15 protein-coding genes are annotated in these 17,009 nt (G+C 62.6%); 1 reads left to right on the forward strand and 14 read right to left on the reverse strand.

Going from position 1 to position 17,009, the window contains the following annotated elements; translation table 11 throughout:
* Positions 1–6: 6 nt before the first annotated feature.
* The 9 genes from ACWAT4_RS25905 to ACWAT4_RS25945 form a co-directional block, all read right to left on the reverse strand.
* Complete coding sequence (locus tag ACWAT4_RS25905) at positions 7–1,689, reverse strand: hydantoinase B/oxoprolinase family protein (RefSeq protein WP_449728394.1); 1,683 nt, start codon at positions 1,687–1,689, stop codon at positions 7–9.
* Positions 1,690–1,702: 13 nt separating this feature from the next.
* Positions 1,703–3,769: a hydantoinase/oxoprolinase family protein gene (locus tag ACWAT4_RS25910; protein WP_449728395.1), complete on the reverse strand. Its 2,067-nt coding sequence runs from the start codon at positions 3,767–3,769 to the stop codon at positions 1,703–1,705.
* Between the two features lie 132 nt (positions 3,770–3,901).
* Positions 3,902–4,840 carry a nitrogen assimilation transcriptional regulator NAC gene (gene nac / locus ACWAT4_RS25915; RefSeq protein WP_212300651.1) on the reverse strand — a complete coding sequence of 313 codons (939 nt, stop codon included), beginning with the start codon at positions 4,838–4,840 and terminating at the stop codon, positions 3,902–3,904.
* Between the two features lie 123 nt (positions 4,841–4,963).
* Positions 4,964–6,172, reverse strand: a complete 1,209-nt coding sequence (locus ACWAT4_RS25920) for an aspartate transaminase (RefSeq protein WP_449728396.1) — start codon at positions 6,170–6,172, stop codon at positions 4,964–4,966.
* 29 nt (positions 6,173–6,201) lie between these two features.
* Positions 6,202–6,942, reverse strand: coding sequence for a branched-chain amino acid ABC transporter ATP-binding protein (locus ACWAT4_RS25925; protein ID WP_212426761.1), 741 nt, complete (start codon positions 6,940–6,942; stop codon positions 6,202–6,204).
* A complete protein-coding gene (locus ACWAT4_RS25930; protein WP_212426760.1) occupies positions 6,935–7,705 on the reverse strand; it encodes an ABC transporter ATP-binding protein in 771 nt (256 codons plus the stop codon). Before ACWAT4_RS25930 ends, ACWAT4_RS25925 begins: the two co-directional genes overlap by 8 nt.
* On the reverse strand, positions 7,702–8,688 hold the full coding sequence (locus ACWAT4_RS25935) for a branched-chain amino acid ABC transporter permease (protein WP_212426795.1): 987 nt from the start codon (positions 8,686–8,688) through the stop codon (positions 7,702–7,704). Before ACWAT4_RS25935 ends, ACWAT4_RS25930 begins: the two co-directional genes overlap by 4 nt.
* A 43-nt stretch (positions 8,689–8,731) precedes the next feature.
* Positions 8,732–9,604: a branched-chain amino acid ABC transporter permease gene (locus ACWAT4_RS25940; protein WP_449728397.1), complete on the reverse strand. Its 873-nt coding sequence runs from the start codon at positions 9,602–9,604 to the stop codon at positions 8,732–8,734.
* Between the two features lie 20 nt (positions 9,605–9,624).
* Positions 9,625–10,809, reverse strand: coding sequence for an ABC transporter substrate-binding protein (locus tag ACWAT4_RS25945; RefSeq protein WP_449728398.1), 1,185 nt, complete (start codon positions 10,807–10,809; stop codon positions 9,625–9,627).
* Positions 10,810–11,068: 259 nt separating this feature from the next.
* Between ACWAT4_RS25945 and ACWAT4_RS25950 the strand changes: the two genes are divergently transcribed.
* Positions 11,069–11,299 carry a hypothetical protein gene (locus ACWAT4_RS25950; RefSeq protein WP_212300645.1) on the forward strand — a complete coding sequence of 77 codons (231 nt, stop codon included), beginning with the start codon at positions 11,069–11,071 and terminating at the stop codon, positions 11,297–11,299.
* Positions 11,300–11,343: 44 nt separating this feature from the next.
* Here ACWAT4_RS25950 and ACWAT4_RS25955 read toward each other — a convergent pair whose 3' ends face one another.
* Genes ACWAT4_RS25955 through ACWAT4_RS25975 form a run of 5 tightly spaced genes read right to left on the reverse strand, consistent with a single transcriptional unit; the run spans position 11,344 to position 16,962 of the window.
* On the reverse strand, positions 11,344–12,969 hold the full coding sequence (locus tag ACWAT4_RS25955) for an FGGY-family carbohydrate kinase (RefSeq protein WP_449728399.1): 1,626 nt from the start codon (positions 12,967–12,969) through the stop codon (positions 11,344–11,346).
* Positions 12,970–12,999: 30 nt separating this feature from the next.
* A complete protein-coding gene (locus ACWAT4_RS25960; protein ID WP_212300643.1) occupies positions 13,000–13,728 on the reverse strand; it encodes an SDR family oxidoreductase in 729 nt (242 codons plus the stop codon).
* A gap of 25 nt (positions 13,729–13,753) precedes the next feature.
* Positions 13,754–15,010: a sugar ABC transporter permease gene (locus tag ACWAT4_RS25965; RefSeq protein WP_212300642.1), complete on the reverse strand. Its 1,257-nt coding sequence runs from the start codon at positions 15,008–15,010 to the stop codon at positions 13,754–13,756.
* Positions 15,007–15,831 (reverse strand): ATP-binding cassette domain-containing protein, encoded by an 825-nt coding sequence (locus ACWAT4_RS25970; protein ID WP_212300641.1) that lies wholly within the window; start codon positions 15,829–15,831, stop codon positions 15,007–15,009. The genes ACWAT4_RS25965 and ACWAT4_RS25970 overlap by 4 nt, the downstream gene beginning before the upstream one ends.
* A 60-nt stretch (positions 15,832–15,891) precedes the next feature.
* Positions 15,892–16,962, reverse strand: a complete 1,071-nt coding sequence (locus tag ACWAT4_RS25975; protein WP_449728400.1) for an ABC transporter substrate-binding protein — start codon at positions 16,960–16,962, stop codon at positions 15,892–15,894.
* Between the last annotated feature and the right edge of the window lie 47 nt (positions 16,963–17,009).

A 17,009-nucleotide genomic window follows, 5' to 3' on the forward strand; every position in this document is an offset into this window, starting at 1 on the left:
TTCCACCTATTCGGCGGCGGTCGCCGCCACGCTTGAGCGCTGATAGTCGTAAATTTGCCTCGCGGCCTCGGGCGTAATCAAGCCTTCGGCGAGATCGATTTCGATCGCAGCGGCCGCACGATCGGCTGTGCGTCCCCAGCCTCCACCGCCCGGCGTCTCAACTTCCAGGCGGTCACCGGTCTTCAGCACCACCTTGCCCTTGGGAAATTGCGGCTCGCCGTTTCTGTACACTTTTCCGGCGCGACCGGACTTACCGCTCACAACACCAAAACAGGGATGCCGCACGCGCTCCGACGCCAGGTAGATGTTCATCGGATTGCAACCGAGGTTGCGCAGCACGACGCGCTGACCGAGACCACCGCGGCTCTTGCCGGCTCCGCCGGAGTCCGGAATCAGTTCCTTGCATTCGGTGAGCGCAGGCACGGCGATCTCGAACATCTCGATCGCGGTGACCTTGCAATTCGACGGAAAGCTCAGCGTATCGAGGCCATCGAACTCGGCGCGCGCGCCCTGCCCACCGTGAAAATTCTGGACCGAGCCATATTGCGAACCGTCGTCGCGGCGGCCCACGCAATTGGCGGCCCAGATCGGTGCGCCTCCGCTGTCACCCATCACCTTTTCAGGCACCACGCCTTCCAACGCCTTGAAGATCAACGAGGGAATGACGTGCCCAATCAAGTTACGCGAATTGCCAGCCGTCCACTCCTCGGGATTGAGAATCGAGCCCAGCGGCGCCTCATCCGTGATCGGGGTGATGCAGCCCTCGTTGTTCGGCGTATCCGGGTCAAGCAGGCATTTCAGCGCATAGACCGAATGAGCGTAGCGATAGTTCGTCCGGCAGTTGATCGAGTGAAGAATTTGCTCTGACGTCCCGGTGTAGTCGACGTGGATGGACTCGTCGCGGACAATCACGGCGGCCCTCAGCGTCACGTCGGTGTCGTAGCCGTCGAGCAGCACCTCGGCGCTGTAGGTGCCGTTCGGCCACTGCCGGATCGCACGCCGAGTCTGCGCCTCGGAGCGAGTGTGGATCGCGTCAGCCAGTTCATCGACGCCATCTAGCCCATACTCGTCCAGGAATTTGACCACTTCCCGGCCCATGACGTTGTTGGCTGCAACCATGGATTCGAGATCGCCCATCACCTCGGTCGGGAGGCGAACGGAAGCGGCAATGATGTCGAGCACGTCCTGGTTGGGAACGCCGGCCTTGTGCAGCTTCACGATCGGGAAACGAATACCCTCTTCGAAGATGTCGCTGGCTTCAGAGTGCAAGGGAGCGCCACCGATGTCGGGCAGATGCGCGATCGAACCGGCATAGGCCACGACCTTGCCGTTCTTGAAGATCGGTGTGATCATCGTCACGTCGGGCAGATGGCCGGTGCCGATCTCGGGGTCGTTGGTTGCGAGTACGTCGCCCTCTTGCAGCGTTTCAGCCGGAAACTTCGGCAGGAAGTATTTCTGCGCAGCGACCGGCAGCGAGGTGATGAACACCGGAATCGACCAGGTGCATTGGGCCAGCGCACGGCCGCGACTGTCGAGCAGCACGGTCACATAATCATGGTTCTCACGCACGATCGGCGAGAACGCGGTGCGGCCGAGCACGATGTCGGCCTGATCGGCGATGAAGATCAACCGATTCCACATCACCTGCAAATTGATGGGATCGTTGAAGTCGGCAGCATTCACGGACATGAGAGCGACGTCCTTAGGCGATGTTGATCACGAGGTTGCCATTGATGTCGACGTGGGCGGTGCCGCTCGGTCCGACGACTGCTGTCGACTCCCGCTGCTCAACGATGGCAGGTCCCTGGATCGCCTCGCCAACGGGCAGTTTATAGTGATCGTAGACTGGCGTTTCGACGAAGCCGCCGTGCTCGCTGAAATAGACTGAGCGTGTGCCCTTCCTAGCTTCCGCAGCGTGATGCGTGTGCGGACGGGTCACTTCATCTTTCTGGCCGCTGGAACGCAGGCGCCAGGTGATCACCTCGACCGACGAGCCTGCGACCGTGCGGCCAAACAGTTCGCGATAGAGCTTGTAGAAATTTCCGAGCAGTTGCTCGAAGAATTTCTCCCGCGGCAGGCCGCGATCGGGCAATGCCACGGTGATCTCGTGGCCCTGACCGACGTGGCGCATATCGACCGTGTAGGTGTTGGTGATCGTCTCCGGCGCAACGCCGGCGGCACGGACGACCTCGGCGCCTTGCGCAGAGAGATCGCTGAGCAGACGGTTCATCGCGTCGAAATCCCAATTTTCGACCTGCATCGGAAAACTCGCGGACAGATCAACCGCCACTGGCGCGATCAACAAGCCGATCGCCGAAGTCACGCCGGCCCCGGTCGGGCAGATAATGCGCTTGATGCCGAGCTTGCGCGCGATCCCATAGGCATGCACGGGGCCGGCCCCGCCGAACGCGACCATCGGCAGGCTGCGCGGATCGACGCCGAGGTCGGTTGCGTGCACCGCGGCCGCCTTGCTCATGGACTCATTGACGAGGTCGTGGATACCGAATGCGCAACGCGGCACGCTCACATCGAGGGAGCTTGCGAGCTTTGTCATGGCCGCAAGCGCGGCATCTTTCGACACCTTGAACGAGCCACCGACAAAGGATTCCGTCCCCATGTAACCGAGCAGAATGTCGGCGTCTGTCACGGTCGGCTCGGTGCCACCCCGCTGATACGCAGCCGGTCCCGGTTGCGCGCCCGCCGAACGCGGTCCGACATCGAGCAAGCCCAGCGGATTCTTCGCGGCGATCGAGCCGCCGCCGGCCCCGATCTCGATCATGCGGATCGACTGGATTTTTAAGGGAAAGCCAGAACCTTTGCGGAAGCGATGATAGTGTGCGACTTCAAGATCCGTACCGACCGTCGGTTCGCCGTTCGGGATCAGACAAAGCTTTGCGGTGGTGCCGCCCATGTCGAATGACAGTACGCTGCCCTCGCCGGCGATGCGGCCGAACTCGGCGGCGGCGACGGCGCCGGCGGCCGGCCCCGATTCAATCAGACGAACCGGCAACTCCGCAGCGCGGCTGCTCGGAACCAGGCCGCCCGACGAGGTCATCCAGAGCACCTGGCGATTGATGCCCTTGGCAGCGAATTCGCGTTCGAGATGGGCGACATGGCCGGACATCTGCGGCCGCGTATAGGCATTGACCACAGTCGTCGAGGCGCGGTCGAACTCGCGAACCTCCGGACAGACCTCCGATGACAGCGACACGAAGATATCGGGATCCTCTTCCCGCAGCAGCGCCGCGATGCGCTGCTCATGATCCGGATATTTGTAGGCATGCAGCAGGCAGACGGCGACGGACTTGATGCCTTCCTCGCGCAACCGCTCGGCAATTTCGTGGACCGTCTCCTCCTCGAGCGCCGTAATGACCTCGCCGTCGGCCGACATGCGCTCGACGGCGCCAAAGCTGTGCGCGCGCGTCACCAGCGGGTCGGGATATTTCAAGTTCAGGTCGTAGAGGTCGTAACGCCCTTCGTTACGGATGCGCAGCATATCCTGAAAACCGGCGGTCGAGATGAATCCGGTCTTGACGCCCTTGCGCTCCAACACGGCATTGGTGACGACGGTGGTTGCTCCGAGCACCTGAAGATCGTCGAGATCGACGACGTCGCCAAATTGCGCGAGCAATTCGGAAACACCGCGAACCACTGCTTCGGCTGGATTGGCAGGTGTGCTCAGCACTTTGTGAAGATGAAGTTCGCCCTTGTCGTCGAGCAGTGCGAAATCGGTAAAGGTTCCCCCGGTATCGAATGCGAGCTTGGCCATCTGTTTCCTCGGAGCGATCGTCTTCGAGGGTAGGAAATACGGTTGCGACCGACCACCATAACTCCGGTCTGCCGCCATAGGTTTTGTTTATGGCCTGATCCGGCGCACAACAGGCGCCGGGCACGTTGTTGCTCAGACCGCGCGGATGCCCTGGGGATGGCTGCGCATGAGCTTCTCCACGACAGTGAGAAGCACCGATCGGGTCGCAAGCGCAGGCTCCGAGAGCGGGAGGTGGTCCGATACGCACAGCGAAACGGTTGCTTCGATGGCCGGGCGAACGAGCCGGCGAACCTCGACGCCGTCAAAGCTCGACGCGCTCGCCGCCACGGACGCCGGTAAAATGGTCGAGCCGAGCCCCTCCGTCACGGCCGCCCCGAGCGCAGAGACCGACTCGATCTCCGACACGACATTCGGTGTCACCCGCGCCCGCGCCAGGGATTCGTCGATCAGGCGGCGCAGGAAATGGCCCTGGCTCGGCAGCAACAGCTTGACCTCGGCAAGCGCCGAGAGCGGGAGCGCTTCGTCGCTTTGCTTCTTTGCCGCCAACTCCGCGCGCGAGACCAGATACAACTCCTCCCGAAACAATGGCTGCAGCTTGACGCCCTTGATCGGACCGGAGCCGTAGATCATCGCCATATCCATCTTGCCGGTCATGATGAGCTCGCTCAGCACATGACCGAAACTATCGTTGATGTGGACGATGATCTGCGGATGCAGCGCGGACATCTCTTTCAGGATCGGCAGCGATAGCGTGCTCGACGCCGAATAGGTCGCAAGCCCGATCGACACGCGACCTGCAAGCGCCTTGGTCGACTGGTCGATATCGATCTGCGCCTGCTCGATCTGCTTCAGCAGCAGTTGCGCATGACGATAGAGAATGAGGCCCGCTTCGGTCGGAACGATGCCGTGATTGCTGCGCAGGAGAAGCTTGTGTTTGAAGTGACTCTCGAGCGCGGCAATCTGCTGCGAGAGTGCCGGCTGCGCCGTTCGCAGCAGGCCAGCGGCCCGCGAAACGCTGCCGGCATCGACGACTTTGACAAAGCTTTTCAGCTTCCTGAAATCGACGCTCATAGGGGCCGAATACCAGCTCTGAGAATGTGATCCTAGCCAGCAATATCCTTTATCTAGCCCATTGATTTCAATGAGATTCTTCTCACAGCCGTCAGCCTTTCTCGTCCGTGCCCCGAACAGCGCTCAGCGAAGCACCCGGCAGGCCTGCTCGATGCGGTCGCAGGCCTCCTTGATCGTCTCCATCGAAGTCGCGATCGACAGCCGGAAATAGGGTGAGAGCCCGTAGGCAGCGCCCTGCACCGCGGCGACGCCGACGCCATCCAGAAGATAGAGCACGAAATCAAGATCGTTTTCGATGACCTTGCCATCCGGCGTGGTCTTGCCGATGACGCCGGCACAGCCGGGATAGAGATAGAAGGCACCATCCGGCACCAGGCACGACAGGCCGGGAATCGCGTTCAGCCGGGCACAGGCATAATCGCGACGCTCCTTGTAGAGCTTGACACTGTCGTGAACGAATGACTGGTCGCTGGTCAGCGCATGGGCCGCAGCCGCCTGGCTGATCGACGACGGGCATGACGACATTTGCGACTGCAGCTTGTTGATCGCCGCGACCAGCGGCGCGGGACCTGCGGCATAGCCGATGCGCCATCCGGTCATGGCATAGGTCTTGGACACGCCGTTAGTGAGCAGGATGCGATCCTTCAAGGCAGGCACCGCCGCCGCGAGCGTGGTCGCAGGCTCGTCGCGGTACCAGATCTGGTCGTAAATGTCGTCGGAGAGCACGAGGACATCAGGATGGCGCTGCAGCACCGCGCCGAGCGCCTCGAGATCACTACGGGAATAGGCCGCGCCGGTCGGGTTCGACGGCGCATTGAGGATCAGCCAGCGCGTCTTCGACGTGATCGCGGCCTCCAGCGCCTCCGCCGTCAGCTTGAAGCCCTGATTCTCGGAGCATCGGACAATGACCGGCTTGCCATCATTGGCAATGACCATGTCGGGATAGGAGACCCAATAGGGCGCGGGAATGATGACTTCGGCCCCCTCCTCCACGCTGGCCATCAGCGCAAGGAACAGGATCTGCTTGGCGCCGCCGCCGACACAGATCTGGTTGTCCGCATATTCCAACCCGAGCCGCCGCTTGTAGTCGCCCATGATCGCCTTGCGCAGCGCCACGGTGCCGTTGACGGCGGTATATTTGGTCTCGCCGCGGTCGATCGCCGCATGTGCCGCTGCCTTGACGTCGTCAGGCGTGTCGAAATCGGGCTCGCCGATCGCCATGTCGACGATGTCGCGGCCGGCGGCCTTCAGCTCGCGCACACGTGCGGACGCCGCGGTTGTCGGAGAAATCTTGATGCGCGAGACGCGCGCGGCCGGCACGAAGATCGTCACTGTGGTCGTCCTTTGAGTTGCAAGTCGTCTTAATGCTCGACGTCGGTCTCACCGCGCATGCGGCCGGTGAGGAAGAGTTCGCCGAGCTCATCGTGGGTGATGTCAGCGGGGCGACCGTCCCAGATCACCTTGCCGAGCCGCAGAATGACCGCGCGCTGCGCGACCTGCATCGCCTTCTTGGTGTTCTGCTCGACCAACAAGATGGTCTGGCCAGCCGCGTTGATGCGCAGCAGTTCGTCGAACACGATGCCGATCGCAGTCGGCGACAGACCGACCGAGGGTTCGTCGACCAACAGGATTTTTGGCCGCTGCAGCACGGCCATCGCGACCTCGAGCAATTGCTGCTCGCCGCCGGACATGTTGCCGGCGAGCGTGTTGCGACGCGTCTTCAGGATGGGAAAGAGGTCGTAGACATAGTCGCGCTCGGCCTTCACCTTGCTGTCGCGCAGCGTGTAGGCGGCCATCTGCAGGTTTTCGTCGACTGTCATCACTGGAAAGTTGCAGCGGCCCTGCGGCACCCAGGAGATTCCCTCAGCCAGGATCGCCCGCGATTTGAAGGCCGAGATGTCCTTGCCCCGCCAATTGATGCTGCCACCCTTGACGGTGGTCATGCCGTAGAGCGTCTTAAGCAGCGTCGATTTGCCGGCCCCATTCGGGCCCATCAACGCGACGAACTGCCCCTGCGGCACGTCGAGATCGACGCCGTTGAGGATGTCGAGCGAGCCATAACCCGCGCGCAGTCCCTTGATCAGGAGCGAAGATTCAGCCACCGAGATAGGCCTCCCGCACCGCCTGGTTCTGAACGATCTCGCCCGGCGTTCCTTCAGCGAGCTTGCGGCCCTGGTCGAGCACGACCACGCGCCTGCACAGGCTCGTGACCACGTCGATGTTGTGCTCGATGATCAGGAAGCTGACGCCGAACGAGGCATTGGCAAGACGAATACTCTCCACCACACGCTCGATCAGTTTCGGATTGATCCCGGCCATGGGCTCGTCGAGCAGGATGAGTTTTGGCTCCGGCATCAGCATCGAGGCGAACTGAATCAGCTTCTGCTGTCCGCCGGACAGTTTTCCCGCGGCCTGGAAGCGCACGTCCCACAGACCAGCGATCTTGATCAGCTCGCGCGCCCGCTCCCGCAAGGCCGCGACACGATTGCGCGCGGCGGCCCCGATCCCGAAGGTCGACCAGATCCCGGGAAAGGTGAACATCTGGCCGGCGATGACGAGGTTCTCCTCGATATCGAGCGCCGAGAACACGACCGTCTTCTGGAAGGAGCGGAGCATGCGCCCCTGCCGCGCGATATCGCTCAGCGACCAGCCCGTGATGTCCTGGCCATCGAGCTTCACCGCTCCTGCGCTGGGCCTCGCAAGCCCGGTCACGCAATCGAAGAAGGTAGACTTTCCGGATCCATTGGGCCCGATCAGCCCGCAGATTTCGCCGCGATCGACATGCAGGTCGACACCATCGACCGCGCGCACGGCGCCGTAGGACTTGCAAAGCCCGGAGATGTCGAGGATCGGCAGCCCGCTCATTTGCGCCTCTCGAGGAATGACCAGAAGCGGCCGATCAGCGGCGCGAACCCGTTCGGGAACCAGAACACCAGCCCGAGCAGGAAGAAGCCGTATGCGATCATGCGCAGCTCCGGCGCGACGCGCAGGGCTTCGGTAAGGCCGACGAACAGCAGGCTGCCGAAGATGACGCCCGAGATCGTCCCCGCTCCGCCGCCAAGCACAATGATCAGCATCGTCGTCGAATAGTACATCTGAAAGGTCAGCGGGCTGACCACGGTGAGGTAATGCGCATAGAGGCTCCCACCGAGGCCGGCAAAGACGGCGCTGATCATGAACACGATGAGCTTGTAGTGCCAGGTGGGAATCCCTACGGATTCCGCCAGCGTCTCGTTTTCGCGAATGGCGATCATGTTGCGGCCGGCCGGCGAGCGAACGATCAGATAGACCGCCAGGGTCGCGAGGGCTGCAATGGCGAGCACCAGATAGTAGAACCCGACGGTCCCGGACACCGTGAACGAGGCCGGTCCTAGCGCGAAGTAAGGCTTGGGAATGGCCGCCAGGCCCATGTCGCCGCGCGTCAGACCAATCCAGTTCTTCGCGATCGCTTGTCCGATGATCACGAAACCGAGCGTGCACATCACGAACGACGTCGAGCGCAGCCGCAGCGCAGGAATGCCGAGCGGAAGCGCGATCGCACCGGCGACGAGCCCGGCGGCGAGGAAATTCAGATAGAACGGCGTGCCGAAATGCACCGCCAGCAGCGCCGAGGCATAGGCGCCGATACCGAAGAACGCGGCCTGCGCCAGCGACAGCAGACCGGTGTATCCAAGCAGCAGGTTGAGACCATGGGCCGGGAGCAGGAAGATCAAAGCGATGATGATCGCATGCAGCGGGTAGTTGCCGAGGAACAGCGGCGCCATGCATGCCAGCCCCGCAAGTGCAAGGCCGAACGGGATGCGCAGATCCGCCCCCGTTTTTGCGACTGGGCTCTCGGCCGGTGTCATGGTCTGGTCTCGGACGATCTCGGTCAATGTCACATCCCAGCGATCAGAAGCGTGCTTGCGCGGAGAACAGCCCGTGCGGACGCCACATCAGCACCAGCATCAGGGTCGCAAAGCCGACGGTGTCGCGGAACTGCAGCCCGACATAGGTCGCGACCAGGCTCTCGGCGATACCGAGGATCATCGCCGCGACGAAAGTTCCGCGCACGTTACCGAGCCCGCCCATGATGATGATCGGCAACGTCTTGAACGTGATGAGCTCGCCCATGCCGCCGTAGACGCTGACGTTGACGGGCGCGGTCAGCACGCCCGACAGCCCCGCAAGGCCGGCGCCGAGAATGAAGGTCCATAGCGCGATATGGCGAACGTCGATGCCGACGACCGCACAGCACTCGATATTCTGCGAGACCGCGCGCATCGCCTTGCCGATCCGGCTGTAGGTGACCATCAGCTCGAGGCCGACGAACACGATGAGGCCGACGATGATGATCAGGATGCGCTGCTCGGCCAGCGTGAAGCCGAACAGCGTCACCGGCTCGATGTAGCCGCCGGAGAAGAACTTGTAGCTTCCGCCGAACACCAGGATAACGGTGTTCTGCAGGATCAGCGCGACGCCGAGCGTCGCGAGCACTCCGGCCTCGGCTGGCGCCCCCACGATGCGTTGCATCACGAAGTTGCCAACCACGACGGCGATCAGCGCCGTCGCCACCACACCGACCACGATCGCTACCGGATAGGGCAGGTCGAAATAGTCGATCGCGAACCAGGCCCCGAAGGTCCCGAGCATGTAATATTCGCCGTGGGCGAAGTTAATGGCGCGCAGCACGCCGAAGATCATCGTCATGCCGACGGCAACGATCGCATAGACCGATCCGGATACGATGCCGTTAACGACCTGTTCGATGACCGTGTACAACATGTCAGTCCCGTTGCGCTGCCTTACTTCGGATAGTCGATCTCGGCCGAATAGGCTCCCTTGATCGCGGGCTTGCCGTGCTCGATCTCGAGCAGGATCATCGGCAATCGAGCTTGATTGTGATCGTCGAACGTCACCTCGCCAACTGCGCTTTCGTAGTGGATGGCGGAGAGCGCGGCGCGAACCTTCTCGCGGTCGATGCTCTGGGCCTGCTCGATCGCCTTGGCCAGCAGATGCACCGTCTCCCAATGCACATAGGCGTGATTGTTCGGCGCCTCGCCGTACTCGGCAATGAACTTCTCCACGAAGGCCTTGCTCTTCGGAGAATCATACGCCGGAAGCCACGCCGCCGCCTCGATGGCCCCTTCGAGCGCCTTCGGCGCCGCCTTGATCGAGCTCGCCGTATTGAATTCGGCATTGCCGATCAGCGGAATCTTGCCAGCGATCCCGACCTCGATCATCTGGCGACCGACGATGGGCGTCGAATCGGCATTGCCGTACATGATGATGGCCTGAGCGCCGGAATCGCGGATCTTGGAGAGCACGCTGCGGAAATCGACCTCGCCCTCCTTGTAATAGTCTTCCGTCAGGATCTGGCTCTTGAAACGCGGAAGATATTTCTTAGTGAACTCGATGGCCGCGCGCCCATAATCGGTGTCGACGGAGAGAACGGCGTATTTGGTGAAGCCCTTCTTCTCGGCCGCATATTGCAGCACGATCAGCGCACGGTTCTCGTCGGTCGGATAGTTGCGGTAGGTCCATTTGAAGCCGCCGACGCCGGCCTTGTAGGTGATCATCGGGTTCGACGAGGCGGCATTGAGCAGGAGCACGCCGGCGTCCTCGGCCACCGGCTGCATCGCGAGCGTGACCGAGCTCGAGACGTCGCCGATGATGTAGTCGACCTGGCTCTGGTCGATCAGGCGTCGCGTCGCCGAAACGCCCTCGACCGGCGTCCCCTGGCTATCCGCGGGCATGACGCTGATCTTGCGGCCACCGACGCCTCCGGCTGTGTTGATCTCTTTCGCGGCCATTTCGGCGCCGCGCAGCGAGAAGGCGCCGTAGCGGGCATTCGGACCACTCCTCGGGGCGACCAGGCCGAGCTTGACGGTACCGTCCTCGCTCCGTGCGAAGGCACCGGAGGAGATCGTCTGAAGCCCAATCAGAGCGGTTCCGATGCAAAATCCCCGTCGGCTCAACTCGATCGTCATGTCCCCACTCCGTTGCTGCTGCAAATCTATGCGCCTGACCACTCCGCCGCTTTTGCGATCTTGCTCTTGGAATTATTGCTGCGGCCGACGGTAAAAAATAGATTTGCGGCTGCGGGCGGGGGAAGCACGACTGCGGTCTGCCGCCATAGCGAATTCTTATGGCGGGTCCCTGCGTTTCGGCGTTTTGCATGGCCGACGCCTGCGCCCAAATATTCTGCGCTCATCTCCGGCCGGTACGCCCGCAGCGATCGTCGATGCAATGGAAACGCTGCGCGCGCCGCATCTCGCCGGCCTCCGGCCGACCGGTGCAGAGACCGATACCATCCTTGCCCCAAGGCGTGCGACGCTGACGACTATGCGGCTGCCTATGGAGCCACCATTCGCCGTCCGCCCGTCTGCCCGCTACAGTAACGAGACGCGTTCGCCTGTCGTCGTGGCGCGCCAGCCTGCTGCCGCCGATCCTGCGGCGGCAGTCCGGTTGATCGGCTGAACATGTCAATGAAGCGCCTCGAAGCCGCCCCGCGAGGTAGAGGTTTAAGAAGCGCTTCTAATTGTCCGGCCGACCTTCTGCAGGGCCTCAAAGGCTTCAAAGCGCCGATCGGCCCAGTCCGCCAAAGCCGCCTGGGGCTCATGGACTTCTCCCAAGACCGACATCGCCAGCATCGCCTCGCCGAGATTTGCATGGTCCCCCGAAGCGACTGATCCGAGCATCGCGGAGCCGAGAAGAACGGCCTCCGGAGATGCCGATGCAGCGACCGTCAAACGCGTCGTATCGGCCAGCACCTGTCGCACGAGGCGACTCTTTGCGGCGCCGCCGCTGACCACGATCGTATCAACTGCGATACCCTTCTCCTGCTGGACCCGAACGATCTGCCGAGCCCCGTAGCCGAGGCCGCACAGGCCGGCGAGATAAAGCGCCAGCAGGCTCTCCAGATCCGAGCGCATATCAAGCCCGGCAATCAGTGCACGCGCGTCAGGATCCGCGAACGGCGCGCGATTGCCGAGGAATTCGGGGACGACATGGAACTCACCGACCAATCCCGGAATCATGCCGGCACCGCCGCGTGCTTCGACTTCAGCGGCGAGCCAATCGGCAAGCGTCTGCTGTGACTCACTTGCAGCACGCGTCGCCTGCTCCGAATACGGATGCATCTGCAAAAGGCGCTCGATCGCAGCGCCGGCAGCCGACTGCCCACCTTCATTGAGCCAAAGCCCAGGCACCATGGCGGAGAAATAAGGTCCCCAAACACCGGGAACGAAGGACGGTTGCGTCGTGGTCGACATGGTGCAGGCCGACGTTCCGAAGACATAGGCCATCCGCGTAAGCACCGTGCCGGCCGCGCCGCGTGCGCCCACCGTACCAACACCGCCGGCGTGTGCATCGATGAGGCCTACAGCGACGGGCGTCCCCGCCAGAAGACCGAGATCGGCAGCAGCGTCCACAGTCAGGCCCGCCGCCAGCCTTGTTCCGCCCGGTACGATCTCGGTGCCGATCCTGCGGAATTGCTCGTCCGCCAGTACACCGAGGCCGGCCGACCGGAAAAAATTGTCATCCCATCGGGCTTCGTGGCCCAGATAGGTCCACTTGCACGTCACGGTACAAATGGAGCGGGACAAGCTCCCAGTCGCACGCCAGGTCAGGAAGTCCGTCAAGTCCATGAACTGCCACGCACGGGAAAATGTGCCGGGCATGTTTTCGGCGAGCCACAGCAGTTTTGGCGTCTCCATCTCGGGAGAGATGCTTCCGCCGACATATTCGAGAACTTTCTCGCCCGTCTGGTTGATGCGGCGGGCCTGATCGGCCGCACGGTGATCCATCCAGACGATGACGTTGCGAGCGGGGTCGCCGGACGGACCGACGGGTAGCGGCTCGCCCCCTTCGCCCAACACCACCAGCGAGCAGGTCGCGTCAAAGCCGATGCCGGCAATGCTGTCCGGCGCGACGTCGGTCTGTCCAACCGTGCTACGCACGCTGCGGCACACGGCACGCCAGATGTCCTCGCTCGACTGCTCGACGATGTCGCCGGCCTCCTGCCAAAGTGCGACAGGAGCTTTGTCACTCGCAATCAGTCTGCCGGAGCCATCGAAGATTCCGGCTCGTGCGCTGCCCGTGCCGACATCGATGCCGAGAAAATAGCGGTCAGCGGATTCTTTGGTCATGAAGCCATCCAGGTCGCCGATCTGAAGATGCTACAGATCGTTGCTTTGCGGCAGAATGACGAGGTCGCGGATGGTGACATTTCTCGGACGCGTCAACATGAACAGCACCGCCTGCGCGACTTCCACCGGCTGCATCAGGCCGCCGGCCGCCATCTCCTCCTCGATCTTCTCCTTGGGCCAGTCTTTGATGAGTGCGGTCACGACAGGGCCTGGCGCAACGGCACCGACACGCAATCCGTATTTGGCGACCTGTCGGCGCACGGTATGCACGAACGCCTGCACGGCGTGCTTGGACGCAGTATAGATCGGCTCCCAGACGACAGGGACAAGGCCGGCTATCGAACTGGTGACAATGATGTCGCCGCTCCTGCGCTCCACCATGTGCGGCAAAACCGCATGGATCGACCGGAAGAGCGCATTGACGTTCAGGTTGAGCATGCGGTCCCAGGCATCGGGGTCGCCGCCGAGCACCTCGCCGCCGACATAGGCGCCTGCATTCGCATGGAAGATGTCCAGTTGGCCCGCCTTCTCCAGCACCTGCGGCATCATGGCTTCCATGCTCACGGGATCGGTGAGATCGATACGCAACGGGATCGCCCGGTCGCCCAGCTCGACGCGCGCACTGCTCAGCGCCTCCTCTGCCCGATCGATCAGCACCACCCGCGCACCCGCCCCGATCAACGTTCTGGCGCATTCGAGACCGATGCCCGACGCGGCGCCGGTGATCGCGGCGACTTTTCCTGCAAGTTCCTGGGCCACGGCTTGTCCTTCTTGTGAGAGTTATTCAAGCTCGGCCATGGGACAGGCGTGAGCGCCGTGCCAGCGAGTCGACGATGACCGCAATGGCAAGTACCGCGCCCGTGATCATGTACCGTAGCGAGGAGGAGAGATCGAGCAGCGTGAGGCCGCTCGCGATGGATTGGATGACGATGATGCCAAGGAGCGCGGAATAGGCGCTGCCGCGGCCTCCAAAAAGGCTCGTTCCGCCGATGACCGCGGCTGCGATGGCGTTGAGGTTCACATCTCCGGTCCCGGCCTGCTGGCTGGAAGATGCAAGTCGCGCTGCGGCAAGAATGCCGCCAGCCGCAGCCAACGTGGAGCACAGCATGAACGCGGTCGCATAGACCCGGCGAACGTTGATGCCGGCCCGACGGGCCGCTTCGCGATTACCGCCGACCGCGGACATCGAGCGGCCCCATTTGGTTCGCGTCAACGCGTAGTTCATGACCACGCACAGGCCGACAAACAGACCGAACATCCACGGAACGCCGCGCCCGAGATTGAGATAATACACGATGAACTCGAGCACGATGGTAACCAGCAGCGCCTGCAGCACCATACGGCCAAGCGAACTGGCCGATAGCCCTGCCTGCCGCCGGCGCGCCGCCGTGCGGTAGCCGGTCACGAACATGACCAAGCTCGCAACTGCCGCCAGCATATAGGACACGATGGGCGGCATGACGAGCATCTGCCCGAAATCGACCAGCGGTGATCCGTAGGGAAGATTGATGGAGCCCGAAGAACCGAGCAGATACAGCTGCAGGCCGAGCCACCCGAGCAGACCGGCCAGCGTCGAGACGAAGCTCGGCATCCCCAGACGATTGAACAGAAAGGCGTAGAGCGCGCCAATGGCAGCGCCCAGGACCAACGCCGTCGCGATCGCGACGACCACCGGCCAATCCTGACCGACCCACAGCACGCCGACGAGCGCCGAAGCAAACCCGCTCACCGAACCGACCGAGAGGTCGATCTCGCCGACCATCAGGATACAGACGATGCCAAGCGAGATGACTCCCACCGTCGAGCAATCGAACAGCAAATTGACCAGGTTGTTCGGCGCCAGAAAGACAGGGTTGAGACTCTCGAATGCCGTACAGATGACGACGAGTCCGACGACCACCGGCAGCGAACCGAGGTCGCCCGACCGCACGCGGTCGACAAAAGCGCTGAACATGTTCCCAAATGTGTCCGTATGCTTGACGCGCTCGTCACTGCGATCGAGCGGCCGCGCCGTCAAAACCCGTTGCGTGTCACCCGTCATCGCCGCTGCTCCGGTGATTGATGGGCGCGGCGCCGGCTGGCGCGGCGGGAGACCGAATTTTCGTCCGCACCGGTAATCGCCGTAACGAGATCCTGGTTGGAGGCATCGGGTTCGAATTCGCCGTTGTTGCGGCCAAGGCGCAGCACCACGATCCGGTCGGCGACCGCGCGGACGTCCTCCATGTTGTGGCTGATCATGATGACGCCGAGGCCGCGGGCGCGAACGCGCTCGACGAGGTCGAGCACCTCGGCGGTCTGGGCGACGCCAAGTGCGGCGGTCGGCTCATCGAGCAGAATGAGCTTCGGCTCGGTGAGCAGTGAACGCGCGATCGCCACGGTCTGGCGCTGTCCGCCGGAGAGCGACGCAACGGGCTCACGCACGCTCGGGATCCGTGCCGACAGTTCGTTGAGCAACGTCCAGGCGCGGAGCTCCATGGAGACCTCGTCGAGCCGCATGGGATTGAGCTCACGGCCGAGGAAGATATTTGCGACCACGTCAAGGTTCTCGCAGAGCGCAAGGTCCTGGAATACGGTGGCAATACCGAGAGCGAGCGCCGCGGCCGGATCGGATAGCACGACCTGCTCACCATCGAAGGCGATCGTTCCGGAGGTGGGCTGATGCACGCCGGCGAGGATCTTCACGAGCGTGGATTTTCCCGCACCGTTATCGCCCACAAGTGCCACCACCTCGCCGGCATGCACGTCCAGATCGACATTGGTGAGGGCGGACACAGCGCCGAAATGCTTGGAAATTCCGCGAAGGCTCAGAACCGGCTTGCGCACCCCGCCCTGCGGGTGATCGACGTCCGAAATCATGGTCATTTCCAAGTCCGTGCTCTCGTGGTCATCCCGGCCGCCGGAGGCGGCCGGGACAGACGCAGACTAGTTTATGCCAAGCTTCTTGCAGCCGGCAGCATAGCGGCCCGTGCAGAGCTGATCGGCCGTCTGGATCTTCTTGTCGATGATCTCCGCCTTCAAGTTCTCCTGGGTGACGACCGCCGGCACGAACAGCTTCGATGGCGCATTGAAGAGCGTGGTCTCAGCCTTGGGCGTCTCGCCGGAGAGGAATTTCACCGCCGCTTGAGCCGCCGCAGCGGCCACGATCTCGCTCGGTTTGGAGATCGTGTTGTACTGATCGCCGGCGATGACGAGCTGAAGCGCGGCAATCGTCGCATCGTTGCCGGTCACAGGCGGTATCGGATCGACGCCTGCGGCCTTGAAGGCGGCGATTGCGCCGCCGCCCGTGCCGTCATTGGCGGCCACGACGCCGAGGATCTTCTTGCCGAAGCGGGTGACCTGGCCGCTCGCCCATTGCTGCGCCTTCGGCGGCGCCCAGTCCGGCGTGTCGTATTCGGCAAGAATTGGATAGCCGCTCTGATCGAGACCTGCGTGGATGCCCTTCTTGATGAGCCCGGCAGCGGCATCGGTCGGCGATCCATTGATTTCAAGAACGCCCTCCCCCTCCTTTGCCGTGACCTTGGCGGCCTTCAGATGCTTGATGAGCGATTCAGAAATGGCCTTGCCGATGGCTTCGTTGTCGAAGGAGACATAGAAATCGACCTTGGCGTCGGGAACCGGCCGGTCATAGGCAATGACCTTGATGCCCTGCGACTGCGCCATCTTGACCAGGGAGGCCGCGGCGGTCGAGTCGACCGGGTCGAGCACGATCACCTTGGCGCCCTGCGAAATCACCGAGTTGAATTGCTGTTGCTGCCGCGCGGCATCCGCGCTGGCGTTCTGGTAGATCACCTTGCAACTGTCGCAGAGCTTCTTCATCTCTGCCGCAAAGCCCGGATAGTCGTGTTGCTCATAGCGTGTCGAGGCCTGGTCCGGCATAAGGAAGGCCACGGTCGCGTTCTTCACTTCGGCGGCCCGCGATGACATGGCCGTTGTGCCGAGTAGCGACAGGGCCAAGGCAATTGTACCCGTATATTTCGGAGAGAACATTCTCATTTCGGATTTCCTTTCCGGGACTGGGTGTTAGAGTGTCGTCGTTGATC

This window comes from Bradyrhizobium sp. T-1, assembly GCF_053592855.1.

What these genes read in the sequence shown, in the direction of transcription:
- ACWAT4_RS25955 (WP_449728399.1), bottom strand. Translation starts at nt 12,969, where the DNA reads ATGACCAAAGAATCCGCTGACCGCTATTTTCTCGGCATCGATGTCGGC.
- ACWAT4_RS25930 (WP_212426760.1), bottom strand. Translation starts at nt 7,705, where the DNA reads ATGAGCGGGCTGCCGATCCTCGACATCTCCGGGCTTTGCAAGTCCTAC.
- ACWAT4_RS25935 (WP_212426795.1), bottom strand. Translation starts at nt 8,688, where the DNA reads ATGACACCGGCCGAGAGCCCAGTCGCAAAAACGGGGGCGGATCTGCGC.
- nac (WP_212300651.1), bottom strand. Translation starts at nt 4,840, where the DNA reads ATGAGCGTCGATTTCAGGAAGCTGAAAAGCTTTGTCAAAGTCGTCGAT.
- ACWAT4_RS25970 (WP_212300641.1), bottom strand. Translation starts at nt 15,831, where the DNA reads ATGACCATGATTTCGGACGTCGATCACCCGCAGGGCGGGGTGCGCAAG.
- ACWAT4_RS25940 (WP_449728397.1), bottom strand. Translation starts at nt 9,604, where the DNA reads ATGTTGTACACGGTCATCGAACAGGTCGTTAACGGCATCGTATCCGGA.
- ACWAT4_RS25975 (WP_449728400.1), bottom strand. Translation starts at nt 16,962, where the DNA reads ATGAGAATGTTCTCTCCGAAATATACGGGTACAATTGCCTTGGCCCTG.
- ACWAT4_RS25910 (WP_449728395.1), bottom strand. Translation starts at nt 3,769, where the DNA reads ATGGCCAAGCTCGCATTCGATACCGGGGGAACCTTTACCGATTTCGCA.
- ACWAT4_RS25950 (WP_212300645.1), top strand. Translation starts at nt 11,069, where the DNA reads ATGGAAACGCTGCGCGCGCCGCATCTCGCCGGCCTCCGGCCGACCGGT.
- ACWAT4_RS25945 (WP_449728398.1), bottom strand. Translation starts at nt 10,809, where the DNA reads ATGACGATCGAGTTGAGCCGACGGGGATTTTGCATCGGAACCGCTCTG.
- ACWAT4_RS25905 (WP_449728394.1), bottom strand. Translation starts at nt 1,689, where the DNA reads ATGTCCGTGAATGCTGCCGACTTCAACGATCCCATCAATTTGCAGGTG.
- ACWAT4_RS25965 (WP_212300642.1), bottom strand. Translation starts at nt 15,010, where the DNA reads ATGACGGGTGACACGCAACGGGTTTTGACGGCGCGGCCGCTCGATCGC.